This window comes from Pseudotabrizicola formosa (assembly GCF_002900965.1).
GTDB lineage: Bacteria > Pseudomonadota > Alphaproteobacteria > Rhodobacterales > Rhodobacteraceae > Pseudotabrizicola > Pseudotabrizicola formosa.
Map to the genome: position 1 here is coordinate 49,208 of NZ_PJOM01000003.1, position 13,383 is coordinate 62,590.

Annotated in this window: 8 protein-coding genes; 3 read left to right on the forward strand and 5 right to left on the reverse strand. The window is 65.4% G+C overall.

From position 1 onward, the window contains the following. Window positions 1-9: 9 nt before the first annotated feature. The 5 genes from xylA to CXR43_RS11530 all read right to left on the reverse strand — a co-directional run bounded on the left by xylA (window position 10) and on the right by CXR43_RS11530 (window position 6,017). Entirely contained in the window at window positions 10-1,311 is a 1,302-nt protein-coding gene (gene xylA / locus CXR43_RS11510) for a xylose isomerase (RefSeq protein ID WP_103334252.1), read from the reverse strand. Further along, window positions 1,308-2,744 carry a xylulokinase gene (xylB, locus tag CXR43_RS11515; RefSeq protein ID WP_103334253.1) on the reverse strand — a complete coding sequence of 479 codons (1,437 nt, stop codon included), beginning with the start codon at window positions 2,742-2,744 and terminating at the stop codon, window positions 1,308-1,310. The genes xylA and xylB overlap by 4 nt, the downstream gene beginning before the upstream one ends. Next, window positions 2,744-3,505 (reverse strand): ATP-binding cassette domain-containing protein, encoded by a 762-nt coding sequence (locus CXR43_RS11520; RefSeq protein ID WP_103334254.1) that lies wholly within the window; start codon window positions 3,503-3,505, stop codon window positions 2,744-2,746. The genes xylB and CXR43_RS11520 overlap by 1 nt, the downstream gene beginning before the upstream one ends. Window positions 3,506-3,515: 10 nt before the next feature. Further along, window positions 3,516-4,829 (reverse strand): sugar ABC transporter permease, encoded by a 1,314-nt coding sequence (locus CXR43_RS11525; RefSeq protein WP_103334653.1) that lies wholly within the window; start codon window positions 4,827-4,829, stop codon window positions 3,516-3,518. A gap of 162 nt (window positions 4,830-4,991) precedes the next feature. Beyond that, window positions 4,992-6,017 (reverse strand): substrate-binding domain-containing protein, encoded by a 1,026-nt coding sequence (locus tag CXR43_RS11530; protein ID WP_103334255.1) that lies wholly within the window; start codon window positions 6,015-6,017, stop codon window positions 4,992-4,994. 213 nt (window positions 6,018-6,230) lie between these two features. Between CXR43_RS11530 and CXR43_RS11535 the strand changes: the two genes are divergently transcribed. The 3 genes from CXR43_RS11535 (at window position 6,231) to CXR43_RS11545 (ending at window position 13,376) form a co-directional block, all read left to right on the forward strand. After that, complete coding sequence (locus CXR43_RS11535; protein ID WP_103334256.1) at window positions 6,231-7,511, forward strand: ROK family protein; 1,281 nt, start codon at window positions 6,231-6,233, stop codon at window positions 7,509-7,511. 217 nt (window positions 7,512-7,728) lie between these two features. Then, a complete protein-coding gene (locus CXR43_RS11540) occupies window positions 7,729-9,525 on the forward strand; it encodes an autotransporter assembly complex protein TamA (RefSeq protein ID WP_246831393.1) in 1,797 nt (598 codons plus the stop codon). After that, window positions 9,525-13,376: a translocation/assembly module TamB domain-containing protein gene (locus tag CXR43_RS11545; RefSeq protein ID WP_103334257.1), complete on the forward strand. Its 3,852-nt coding sequence runs from the start codon at window positions 9,525-9,527 to the stop codon at window positions 13,374-13,376. Before CXR43_RS11540 ends, CXR43_RS11545 begins: the two co-directional genes overlap by 1 nt. The last annotated feature ends 7 nt before the right edge of the window (window positions 13,377-13,383 follow it).

Here is a 13,383-nt window from a genome sequence, read left to right on the forward strand (position 1 = left end):
AGACCCTCCTCAGATGTATTTGTTCCAAAGGTTCTCCAGCCGCTCCTGCCGACCCGAAACCGGCTGTGGTTCCAGACCTTCCGCGTCGACCCGGGCGGCAGCTGCCTCCAGCCCGCCCGCCAGCATGGCCTTGGCCGCAGGGCTTTCCCATCCCGCATAGCGGGCGCGGCGGTTGGCCTCAAGCTCGTCCGACTCCAGCATCGCGGCGGCGCATTTCAGCGCCCGTGCGCAGGTGTCCATCCCGCCGACATGCGCCAGGATCAGGTCTTCGGGGTCAAGGCTCTGCCGCCGGATCTTGGCGTCGAAATTGGTGCCGCCGGTGGTATAGCCGCCCGCGCGCAGGATCTCGTAGAACGCCAGCGCCATTTCGGCGTGGTTGTTGGGGAACTGGTCCGTGTCCCAGCCCGACTGGTAATCATTGCGGTTCATGTCGATCGACCCAAAGATCCCCAGACTTGCCGCCATCGCAATCTCATGCTCGAACGAATGCCCGGCCAGAATGGCATGGCCCTGTTCGATATTGGTCTGCACTTCCTTTTCCAGCCCGAACTCCTTCAGGAATCCGTAGACCGTCGCCACATCGTAATCATACTGGTGCTTGCTGGGCTCCTGCGGCTTTGGCTCGATCAGGATCGCGCCCTTGAAACCGATCTTGTGCTTGTACTCCACCACCTGTTGCAGGAACCGGCCCGCATGGGCACGTTCGGCTTTCAGATCGGTGTTCAACAGCGTCTCATAGCCTTCACGCCCGCCCCAGAGCACATAGTTCTGGCCACCCAGGCGCATTGTGGCGTCCATATTGGCCTTCACGGTGGCGGCGGCATAGGCATAGACATCGGGGTCAGGGTTGGTGGCAGCCCCCGACATCCAGCGCCGGTTGGAAAACAGGTTGGCGGTGCCCCACAGCAGTTTGGCCTTATGGCTTTCCTGCTTCTGGCCAAGGTAATCGACCATCGCCTCCAGATTGCGTTTGCTTTCCGCGAATGTGGCACCCTCGGGCCGCACATCGGCGTCGTGGAAGCAATAGAAGGGCACGCCAAGAATATCGAACATCTCAAAGGCCACATCGGCCTTCAGCCGGGCCAGATCCATGCTGTCGCCGAACCATGGCCGCTCAAGGGTCTGGCCGCCGAACGGGTCGCCACCGGGCCAGGCAAAGCTGTGCCAATAGGCCACGGCAAAGCGCAGATGGTCTTCCATCCGCTTGCCCAGCACCACCTCATCGGGGTTGTAATGGCGGAAGGCGTATTCGCTGGTGGCGCTTTCGCCTTCATATGTGACAGCGGGGATATCTTTGAAAAACTCGGTCATGTCAGGCCCTTGATGGCAGATTGAGCATTAAGGTGGCGGGCATGGCCCGCGTCGAAGGCGTCTTTCAGCGCCGGATCGGGGTCGATCACCTTGGCAATGGCGGGCAGGGTGGCCACCTCGGCCCCCGCGCCCGTGGCCGCCATCAGCGCCAGCCGCGCCGCTCCGAAGGCCCCGCCGAAATCACCCGCCACAGGCACCTGCACCGGGCAGTCCAGCGCGGTGGCAATGGCGCGCAGCCAGTAGTCCGACTTCGACCCGCCCCCCACCGCCAGCAGACGATCCAGCCTGGTGCCGGTCGCTGCCAGGGCGTCACGGCAATCGCGGAAGGCGAATGTCACGCCCTCCAGAATGGCCCGTGTTGCCGCCTGCCGGTTCGTCGCATGTTCCAGCCCGATGAACGCACCGCGCACCGCAGCCGAATTCAACGGCGTCCGCTCGCCCCCCAGATAGGGCAGGAACAGCGTCTTGCCGGGGGCCTGCAACGCCCCCAGATCGCCGGTCAGGCTGGCGGCATCGCTGCCGGTCAGCTGCGCAAACCAGTTCAGCGCATCGGTACAGGCAAGGATCACCCCCATCTGATGCCAGGTGCCCGGCAGCGCGTGGCAGAAGGTATGCACCGCTGTCGCCGGGTCGGGCTGATAGCCGTCATTGGCCGCAAACAACACGCCCGACGTGCCCAGCGACACAAACGCCTCCCCGGCGCGCACCACACCGACGCCAACGGCCGAGGCTGCATTGTCGCCGCCGCCCCCCGCCACCACCACGCCCGCTGGCAGGCCCCAGCGCGCCGCCAGACCCGACCGCAAGGTGCCCGATACCTCGGACCCTTCCACCAGCCTTGGCATGTGGTCGCGGCTCAGCCCGGTTGCGGCCAGCAGATCATCCGACCAGTCGCGCGCGCCGGTATCCAGCCAGGCCGTGCCCGCCGCATCCGACATCTCGCCCACATGCTCGCCGGTCAGCCACAGGCGCAGATAATCCTTGGGCAGCAACACATGGGCCACCTTGGCCCATAGCTCTGGCTCATGCGCCTGAACCCACATCAGTTTCGGTGCGGTGAAACCGGGAAACACGATATTCCCCGTCAGCCGCCGGAACATCGGGTCATCATCCAGCTCTGCCGCTTCCAGATGGCTGCGGCTGTCGTTCCACAGGATGCAGGGCCGCAACACCTGATCAGAGGCATCCAGCAGCGTGGCCCCGTGCATATGCCCCGACAACCCGATGCCGCGCACCGCGCCCAACCCCTGCACCGCCAGCGCATCCAGCACCGACTCGGCCGCCGCGATCCAGTCATTCGGCGATTGCTCGCTCCAGCCCTCTGCCGGGCGCTGCACGGTCAGGGGGGCGGTGACCTCGGCCAGCACCTCTTGCGTCTCCGACATCAGGATGCCCTTCAGCCCCGATGTCCCCAGATCCAGCCCGATATACATCAATAGGCCTTTGCCGGTTTCTTGCCCATGATGATCATGCCCAGAATGTCGTCATCCGTGACATCGCCCACATTCACCGTGCCGACCCTTTGTCCGTTCTTCATCACCACCGCCCGGTCGCACAGATCCATCACCGCGTGAATGTCATGCTCGATCAGGAAGATCCCCAGCCCCTGCCGCTTCAGCTCCTGGATCAGCTCGGCCACCATCTGGGTTTCCTGCGGGCCAAGTGCGGCGGTGGGTTCGTCCATGATCAGGATCTTGGCGTTGAAATACACCGCCCGCGCGATGGCGACCGATTGCCGCTGCCCGCCCGACAGGGCCGACACCGGCACGTTGAACTTGCGGAAGTTCGGGTTCAGCCGCGCCATGATCTTGCGCGTCTCCGCCTCCATCTGCGCGTCATCGACAAACCCGGCGGCCGTCACCAGCTCGCGTCCCAGAAACAGGTTCGAGGCCGCGTCCAGATTGTCGGCCAACGCCAGCGTCTGGTAAATCGTCTCGATATTGTAGTGGCGCGCATCGCGCGGGTTGCTGATCTCGGCCTTCTCGCCGTTGATGTAGATCTCGCCCGCATCCTTCTGATAGGCGCCCGACAGGCATTTGATCAGCGTCGATTTGCCGGCCCCGTTATGGCCCAGCAGGCCGACAACCTCACCCGGGTGCAGGTCGATGCTGACATGGTCAACCGCCTTGATCCCGCCGAAGGAAATCGAGATGTCGCGCATCTCGACCAGAGGGGTTCCTGTGTTCGTGGTCATATCTGCCTCCTCACTTCGTACGGGCGCGGTAAAGGTTGTCGAGATAGACGGCGAGCACCAGAACCATGCCCACGACGATCCGCTGGATGGCGGCGTCAAAGCCGATCAGCACCATCCCCGATTGCAAGGACTGCATCACCAGCGCGCCAAGGATGGCCCCGTAGATCGTGCCAACCCCCCCGGCCAGCGACGTACCGCCGATCACCGCCGCCGCGATCACGTACAATTCGTCCAGCGTGCCAAGCGCGTTGGTGGCAGAGTTCAGGCGGGCCGAGGCGATCACCGCCGCAATCCCGGTCAATGCCCCCATCAGCGCAAAGATCTTCAGCGTCATCCAGCGGGTGTTGATCCCCGCCAGCGCCGCCGCCTCCGGGTTGCCGCCGATGGCAAAGACATAGCGGCCAAAGCGGGTGCGGGTCATCAGAATGGTCATTGCAATGCCGACGGCGATCATGATCAGCACCGGAATGGCAAAGCCGTGCGAGACAAAGGCATCTTCCGGCAGCTCCAGTCTGCGCAGAATGCCAACCGGCAGCGGATAGGCGTTCATCAGCAGGACCGACCCGAGGATGGCAGCGCAGCCAATGGCACCAAGGGTCAGCTCGGCCCACATCGGGCGTTTGGGGAAGTCATGCTTGACCCGCTGCTTGCGCCCGTTGATCAGCATCCAGATCACCCCGGCACAGGCCAGAAGGCCAACAATCCAGCTGCCGGTCGCGCCAATATTGCCGCCTGGTCCCCCACCCAGCAGCGCGAATGTGCTGTCCACGGGAGAGATGGTCTTGCCGCCATTGGCAATGAAGGCCATGCCGCGCCAGACCATCAACCCGCCCAGCGTGACGATGAAAGACGGTATCCCGCGATAGGCAATCAGCCAGCCGTGCAGGGCTCCGATCAGCGTGCCGCAGAGGATGCCGGCAGCGCAGGTGAGAATCCAGATCGACCAATGCCCCAGCCCCAGGATCTGCGGCAGCACGTCCACCTGCAGGATGCCCATCAGCATCCCCGTCACACCGATGATCGACCCGACCGACAGGTCGATGTTGCGGGTGATGATCACCAGCACCATGCCGGTGGCCATGATGGCGATGCTCGATGTCTGCACCGACAGGTTCCACAGGTTGCGCGGGGTCAGAAACGCGCCATTGCCGTTCACGACGGCCCCGTAGAGGTGAAAGCCGCCCCAGATCAGCAAAAGCGCCGCCAGCATGCCCAGCAGCCGGGTGTCAATCTCGGTGGCCGCCAGAAAGCGTTTCACCGGGTTGGCCGGCGCGGCCGCAGTGGCGGGCGACGCGGGGGGGGAAGAAAGGGGAGTCTGGGTCATGGCATCGTCCAACGCTAGGGGGACAGGGACATCGAGCAAAGACCGCCGCCGCGTGCCGCTGGCCCGCAGGCCAGTCACGCGCGGGTCTCTGCGCTGGTCAGATGTCGTAAAGGCTCGGAAAACAGGTGCGGCGGCCCGATGGCCGCCGCACCCCGTCAGATCTTATTCGCAGCCGACAACGCCAGCGACAGCGCCTTCGCAGGCCGCTTCCTTGGTGATGTGGCCCGCATCGATGGCCGCATTCAGGTTGGCCTTGGTCAGCGGGGTCGGAGCCAGCAGGATGGCATTCATCTCGATGCCCTTTTCCCCACCCGAGAACTTCGAAGCGCCCTCGATCGAGTCAAGCGCCGCACCTTCGGCCAGGGCCGAGGCGATTTCGCCAGCCGCCTTGCCCAGCTGGCGCGCATCTTTCCACACCGAAACGGTCTGGGTGCCACGCGCCACGCGGTTGATCGCGGCATGGTCGCCGTCCTGGCCGCCGACCGGAATGGTCAGGCCCTGTGCGCCAAGGGCCGCCACAACGCCGCCCGCCATACCATCGTTCTGCGACAGAACAGCAGCCACGTCATTGTTGGCCGAGGTCAGGATCTGCTCCATGTTCTTCTGGGCGTTTTCCGGCTTCCAGCCATCCGAGAACGCTTCGCCGACAATGGTGATGTCGCCTGCATCCACGGCCGCCTGAATGACCGACATCATGCCCTGCAGCAGGAAGCCGGTGTTCGGATCACCCGGATCGCCCTTGATGATGGCATAGTTGCCGGTCGGGGCTTCGGCGAACACGCTTTCCGCGATGATCCGGCCCACGCCGACGTTGTCAAAGGTCAGATAGAACGTGCGGTCGTCTTCAATCAGACGGTCATAGCCCACAACCGGAATGCCTTCGTTGGCAGCGGCCTCGATGGCCGGCCCGATGGCATCCTTGTCCCAGGCGTTGATGATCAGCGCGTCAACGCCCTGCGCAATCAGCGCTTCCACATCGGTCAGCTGCTTGGCCGAAGACGACTCGGCATCGGCCGAAACATATTCATTGCCAGCGGCTTCCAGAGCGGCCTTCACGGCTGCTTCGTCAATCTTCCAGCGCTCCTCCTGAAAGCTCCCCCAGGAAACGCCGATTTTTTTGCCCTCTGCCAGTGCAGCAGAGGAAAATCCTGTCGCCGCGATCACGGCGAGCACGATTGCATTACGCATGTGTATCCTCCCTATGGATGCAGCCAGCGTATGGCTGGTTCGGCAGATTCGCCGAGACGGGCAAAAATTGCCCTTATTAAATTCAGTTGTCAAAATAAAAATTATGGGCAAACTTGGGTCTGCGCAAATATGCAGCCGTCTTTCGCTGCTTTGCAGCATTTCTGCGGCGAAGACTCCACGATCTCGCGGCGAATTTGTTAGGGTGACAAATAAATGTTCACGCAATATGCAGCGGGTGACACGGGCGATGGCCGCAAGGGCGTGGGGCCGCTGATCCTGCCTCTGGCCGATACCCTGCGCCCCCTGCGGCAACAGGTGTTCGAATGCGTGCGGGCCGCCGGCTTGATCCCACGGGTGCAGGTGGCGAAAGATCTTGGCGTCAGCCCGGCTTCTGTGACCACGATCACCTCTGAACTGATCGAATCGGGCCTGATCGAAGAGGTGGCCACCCCGCCCCGCGATGGCGAAACGGTGCGCGGCCGCCCTGCCGTGGCGCTTGGCGTGCGGGCCTCGGCGCATCGCGTGGCCGGGATGAAGATTTCGGACCGCGAACAGACTGCCGTGATCGTCGATTTTGCCGGCAAGCTGATCGCCGAAGAGTCGATCCCGCGCCGCCCCGGCCCGATGACCGTGGCCGAGCTGCTGGTCGTGATCGAAACCTTGCTGGACCGCGCCTGCGAAACGGCCGGCCTCCACCGGGCCGATCTGTCGGGTGTGGGAATGGGGATTCCGGGTTTTGTCGATTGTGCCGAGGGCGTCGTGCTGTGGACCCCGCTGCTCGATACCCGCAACGTGGCCCTGGCCGCACTTGCCGGCGCGCGCTTGGGGTTGCCGGTCTGGGTCGATAATGAAACCAACCTCGTGGCCATGGCAGAGCTGTGGTTCGGGGCCGGGCGGGGCCTGTCGGATTTCGCCGTGGTCACCATCGAGCACGGCGTCGGCATGGGCTTTGTGATGAACCACCGCATCTATCGCGGCGCGCAGCGGGTTGGTCTGGAACTGGGTCACACCAAGGTGCAGCTGGATGGGGCGCTGTGCCGCTGCGGCCAGCGTGGTTGTCTGGAGGCATATGTGGCCGACTATGCCCTGGCGCGCGAGGCGACCACCGCGCTCAACTGGGGCCATAAGGAGGGTCAGAGCATCACCGTCCTGCTGGAAAGCCTCTACGACCATGCCAAGGCCGGCAATGCCACCGCGCGCAGCATCTTCCGCCGCGCCGGGCGCTATCTGGCGGTGGGGCTGTCCAATGTCGTCAACCTGTTCGACCCGGCGCTGATCATCCTGTCGGGCGAACGGATGCGCTATGACTATCTCTACGCCGCCGAAACCCTGGCCGAGATGGACAATCTGATGATCAACACCGGCCGCCCCCGCCCGCCGATCGAGATTCACGCCTGGGGCGTGCGGCTCTGGGCGCATGGCGCGGCAGCGCTGGCGCTGTCAGCGGTCAGCGAAAGCCTGCTGGCCGCCAACCGCGAGATCGCCGCGCAATAGCCCGCCCCCCTCGGGTGTCGCAGGACAAACCGACCGCGTCTTTTTTGCCATAGTGTCGGCGTCACGCAAAATGTGATGGGTAAATTTCCGCGCAAGACAAGCGGTTGATTGCACATCGCTGCCGCTGTTGCGATAGTCGGGGTAACCACGCGCGAGGTTTCCAGTGCCACAGTGCAGACATCCATGGCGCAAAAACGCCCTGTCCCGCTTGCCCTTTGTGGCCTGCCTTGCCGCCGCGCTGACCCTGGGGCAGACCGGCCACGCACTGGATCGGGTTGCGTTTCAGGTCGCCGGCGCCTCGGACGATCTGGAGGATGCCCTGCGCGCGGCCTCCGGCCTGCTGGCCCTCGAAAACGAAGAAGATCAGCCTGATCAGGTGCTTGCCGCCGCCCGCGCCGAATACGGCCGCCTTGTCGGGGCGCTCTATGCCCAGGGTCACTATTCCGCCGTTGTGTCGGTCCTGCTCGACGGGCGCGAGGCGGCGGCCATCGCCCCGCTCGATGCCCCTCAGCGCGTCGCGCGGATCGAGGTGCGGGTTGATCCCGGCCCGCAATTCCGCTTTGGCCAGACCGCCATTGCCCCGCTGGCCCCCGAGACAGAGCTTCCCGATGGCTTCGCGCCCGGCGAACCCGCACAAAGCGGGCTGGTGCGTCAGGCCGTAACCGCCGGGGTCGATGGCTGGCGCGCGCAGGGCCACGCCAAGGCCCGGGTCACCGGTCAGAATGTTGTGGCGGATCATCCCAATCGCACGCTGTCCGCCGCTGTCGGTCTTGATCCCGGTCCGCGCCTGCGCTTTGGCCCGGTCGATGTCACCGGCCAGCAACGCACCCGCGAAAACCGCGTGCGCAAGATTGCCGGCCTCCCGCAGGGCGAGGTCTATGATCCGGCAGAGGTGGCCCGTGCCGAAGACCGGCTGCGCCGCACCGGCACCTTCGCCTCTGTCACCATCACCGAGGATGAAGGCATCACCCGCCCCGACCTTTTGGGCACCACCATCACCGTGGTGGAGGAAAAGCCCCGCAACCTCAGCTTCGGGGCCGAAGTCTCCAGCCTCGAAGGGCTGGATCTGACCGCTGCCTTCACGCATCGCAACCTCTTGGGCGGGGCGGAGCGTCTGCGCCTCGAAGGATCGGTCACCAATATCGGGGCCAGTGACAATGGCATGGACTATGGTCTTGAACTGACCATCGACCGCCCCGCCACCCTGACCCCCGATACCACGGCCCGCTTTTCCAGCGAAATCGGCCATCTGGACGAACCCGATTTCCGGGCAGATCTGGCGCGGCTTGGCATCGGATTTACCCATGTCTTTTCCGACAGCCTGACCGGGCGGGCTGATCTGGCTTACAGCATCATCGACGGAACGGAATTTTCCGACGATCGCAGCTTTTCCACCGATTTCCGCTTCCGCAGCCTGTCGCTGCCGGTCGGCCTGACCTGGGACCGTCGCAATGACACCAATGACGCGACGCGCGGCTATTTCATCGAAGCCGAGGTAAAGCCCTTCCTGGGCTTTGGCACCACCGGCTCTGGCCTGCGCGCCACGGCCGATCTGCGGGGCTATCGCGGCTTTGGCGCGGATGACCGCTTTGTCGTCGCCGCGCGGATTCAGGCCGGCATCGTGACCGGGGCCGGATTGCTGGAAACGCCGCGCGATGACCTGTTCTATTCCGGGGGTGGCGGCACTGTCCGGGGGCAGCCGTTCCAGTCGCTGGGGGTCAACGTCCTGCGCGGGCCGATCAGCTACCAGATCGGCGGCAACCATTTCCTTGGCAGCTCGCTGGAACTGCGCGCCAGGGTCTCGGGCAATATCGGCGTGGTCGGCTTTGTCGATGCGGGCCGGGTGGATGTGGGCAGCTTCTTTGACCCCGCCGGCGACTGGCACGCCGGGGCGGGCATCGGCGTGCGCTATGCCACAGGCTTTGGCCCGATCCGGCTGGATGTCGCCGGCCCGGTCGGCGGCAATACCGGCAAGGGTGTCCAGATCTACGTTGGTCTGGGGCAGGCGTTCTGATGCGCTGGCTTCTGTCCCTTGCCCTGATCTCCGCCCCCTGCATCGCCCTTGCGCAGGCGGATGAACCGCTGACCGAGGCAGAACGCACCGATCGCGGCACCATTGTCGCCTTTCTGGAAGACACCCTGTCAGGTGCAGGTCGCCAGATCACCCTGCGCGGGTTCGAAGGGGCCTTGTCGTCGCGTGCGACGGCCACGCAGCTGACCATCGCAGATGAGGAGGGCATCTGGCTCACGCTGAACGACATCGTGCTCGACTGGTCGCGGTCCTCCCTGCTGGCCGGTCGGGTTGCCATCAATGAACTGACAGCGGGCGAAATCATCATCGCCCGCGCGCCGGTGTCGGATGACACGATGGCCACGCCCGAAGCCTCGGGATTTTCCCTGCCCGATCTGCCGGTGTCGATCAACATTTCCAGCCTGCAGGCCAATCGGGTGGTGCTGGGCGAACAGCTTTTGGGCCAGCCGGTCGAAGGCAGCATTCAGGCCTCGGTCTCACTGGCCGGCGGCGAAGGCGCGGCGGATCTGACCATCACCCGCACCGACAGCGGGCCAGAGGGGCTGATCGAGCTTTCTGCCTCTTACGCCAATGCAAGCACCCAGCTGGCGCTTGATCTGAACGTGGTCGAAGAGGCGGGCGGCATCGCGGCCACGCTGCTCGATCTGCCCGGCGCGCCTGCGGTGGGGCTGCAAATCAACGGCACCGGCCCGCTGGACAATTTCGCCGCCACCGTCAACCTGACCAGCGATGGTGCGCCGCGTCTGGCGGGTACCGTCACCCTGTTGGGCACGCAGGATGGCGGCACCCGGTTCAATGCCGATCTGGGCGGCGATCTGGCGCCGCTGTTCCTGCCTCAATACGCCGGCTTCCTTGGGGATGCGGTGTCTCTGGATGTCAGCGGCCTGCGAACGGCCACCGGCCGCGTTGACCTGTCGGCGCTTGATCTGCGCGCGCGCTCTGTCGAGCTGCGCGGGCAGACCATCATTGCCGCCGACGGCCTGCCCGAGGTGATCGCGCTGAACGGCTTCCTGCGCGATCCCGATGGCAATCCGGTCATCATCCCCGGCTTTGATGCCGGGGTTTCGGTCCGCGCCGCCCGGCTGGAGGTTGCCTATGACGCCCGCACTGATGAGTCCTGGCGCGCGGTGATTGACGCCCAAGAGGTGGTGACCCCCGGCGCACAGATCGCACAGGCCGACCTGCGCGGCTCTGGGCGGATCTCGCGCGGGACGCAAGGCAGGGTGATCGGCGGCACCTTCACGCTGAATGGCACTGGCATTGCCTTGCAAGACCCCGGCCTGTCCATGGCGGTCGGAGAGACCGTCACCGCCACCACCCGCCTGTTCTGGCAGGAAGGCTCCGGCGTCACCCGCATCGGCGCGCTGGATCTGACCGCCGGGCCGGTCACCCTGTCAGCGGGCGGGGAAATCTCCGGTCTGCAAGATGGCTTCCGCACCCGTGGCCGCCTGCGCATCGACGCGACAGATCTTGCCCCGCTGTCCGGCCTGGCCGGGCGCCCGCTGTCGGGGCGCGGCACCGTCACCGCCGAAGGACAGGGCAGCCCGCTGGGCGGCGATTTCGACGTGCAGGCAAGGGTCGCCGGCCAGAACCTGACCCTTGGCATCCCGCAGGCCGACACCCTGCTGCAAGGCGCGTCCAGCATCGCGCTGGACATCCGCCGCGACACCACCGGCACCGTGTTGCGCAGCTTTGCCATCCGTGCGCCGTCCCTGGCCGCCGATGGTTCTGGCACCGTCACCTCTGATCTTGCCGATCTGACCCTGACCCTGCGCATGGATGATCTGTCGCGCCTTGGCCCCGATTACGGCGGTGCCATCCGCGGTGATCTGCGGCTGTCTGGCCCGCTGACCACCGGTCAGGCCCGCATCGTCACCGATCTGGAAGCCACCGCCCTGCGCCTCGGCCAGCCCGATCTGGACCGCCTGCTCAATGGCGCGTCACAGCTGTCGCTTGTGGCCGATCTGGACGGGTCTGCGCTGGTGATCGAACAGCTCAACCTCACCACCCCCGGTGCCAGCATCGCCGCCACTGGCACCCTCGCCACCGCCGGCAGCGATCTGACCGCCCAGCTGTCGGTGCAGGAACTGTCCCGGCTGCGCCCGGGCCTTGGCGGCAGTGTCGCCGCCACCGCCGATTTTACCGGCACCACCCAAACGGCCACCCTGACGCTGGACGCCACCGCAAATGCCCTGCGCACCGGTCAGGCGCAGGCCGACCGTCTGCTGGCGGGCGATTCTGCCTTCAGCGTCGCCCTGCGGCTGGAGGATGGTCTGGTCCGCCTCGACAGCCTGACCCTGACCAGCCCGCAGATCTCCGCCACGGCCACCGGCCGCCTGACAGGCGACCAGCGTCAGCTTGACCTGTCGGCCCGCCTGGCCAATCTCGGCGTGTTGCTGCCCGAATTCCCCGGCCCCGTCACCCTGTCCGGCACGGCGGTGGATACGGGGGCCGCCTACACCGTCGCGTTGACCGGCACCGGCCCGGGCAGCATCAACGCCCGCGTTGCCGGCCAGATCGCCCGGTCTTTCGACACCGCCAATCTGACCGTGCAGGGCTCGGCGCAGGCCGGCCTCGCCAATCCCTTCCTTGGCAACCGTGTCGTTTCCGGCCCGCTGGCCATCGACCTGCGGCTTGATGGCCCCGTCGCCTTGTCCTCATTGGCAGGCCGGGTCAGCCTGTCGGGCGGCACCTTCGCCGACCCGACACTGCCCTTTTCCCTGCAATCCATCGACGCCACAGCCACCCTGTCTGGCGGCTCTGCCCAGATCAGCACCACCGCCGCCGTCTCCAGCGGCGGGCGGGTCAGCCTGAGCGGCCCCATCGCCCTGACCGCGCCCTATCGCGCCGACCTTGGGCTCACGCTCTCCGGCGTTACCTTGCGCGATCCCCAGCTGTATCAGACCCTTGCCAATGGTCAGCTCCGCATCACCGGGCCGCTCACCGGCGGCGCATTGATCGCAGGCCGCATCGCCCTGCCGCAGACCGAAATCCGCATCGCCGCCACCGGCCTTGGCGGGCAAGAGCTGATCGACGGGTTGCAGCACATCGGCGAACCCGCCGCGGTGCGCGAAACCCGCCGCCGCGCGGGCCTGATCGCAGATCCGGCAGACGCCGCCCGCCGCACGGCAAGACGCCCCTTCGATCTGGATATCGAAATCTCGGCCCCCAACCAGCTTTTCATCCGGGGCAGGGGGCTGGATGCCGAACTGGGCGGCACCCTGCGCCTGACCGGCACCACCACGGACATCATCCCCTCAGGCTCGTTTGACCTGATCCGTGGCCGCCTTGATATTCTGGGCCGCCGGCTTGACCTTTCCGAGGCCTCCTTGCAGCTTGAAGGCGATTTTGACCCTCGCCTGCGCGTCGTGGCCAGCAGCGTGAACGACAATGTGACCAGTTCGGTGGTGATCGACGGCTCGGCCAGCGATCCGCAGGTCAGCTTTACCTCCAACCCGCAACTTCCGCAGGAAGAGGTGCTGTCGCAGCTTTTGTTCGGCCGCCGGCTCGAGTCGCTTTCGGCGCTGCAAGGCTTGCAACTGGCCAATGCGGTGGCCACCCTCGCCGGTCGCGGCGGCGAAGGTCTGATCAGCCGCCTGCGTCAGGGCTTCGGCCTCGATGATCTGGATGTGCAGACCGATGCCGAAGGGGCGGCACAGCTGACGGCAGGCAAATACCTGTCGGAAAACGTCTATTCCGAAATCGTCGTGGATCAGGATGGCAAAAGCCAGATCAACCTGAACCTCGACATCAGCGAAACCGTCACCCTCAAGGGCCGGGTCGGGGCCGATGGCAACACCGGGATCGGCCTGTTTTACGAACGCGATTACTAAGCGCGGC

Bases quoted from the DNA above. Each gene is read 5' to 3' on its own strand.
- CXR43_RS11520 (WP_103334254.1), bottom strand. From the start codon at position 3,505: ATGACCACGAACACAGGAACCCCTCTGGTCGAGATGCGCGACATCTCG.
- CXR43_RS11530 (WP_103334255.1), bottom strand. From the start codon at position 6,017: ATGCGTAATGCAATCGTGCTCGCCGTGATCGCGGCGACAGGATTTTCC.
- xylB (WP_103334253.1), bottom strand. From the start codon at position 2,744: ATGTATATCGGGCTGGATCTGGGGACATCGGGGCTGAAGGGCATCCTG.
- CXR43_RS11545 (WP_103334257.1), top strand. From the start codon at position 9,525: ATGCGCTGGCTTCTGTCCCTTGCCCTGATCTCCGCCCCCTGCATCGCC.
- CXR43_RS11535 (WP_103334256.1), top strand. From the start codon at position 6,231: ATGTTCACGCAATATGCAGCGGGTGACACGGGCGATGGCCGCAAGGGC.
- CXR43_RS11525 (WP_103334653.1), bottom strand. From the start codon at position 4,829: ATGACCCAGACTCCCCTTTCTTCCCCCCCCGCGTCGCCCGCCACTGCG.
- xylA (WP_103334252.1), bottom strand. From the start codon at position 1,311: ATGACCGAGTTTTTCAAAGATATCCCCGCTGTCACATATGAAGGCGAA.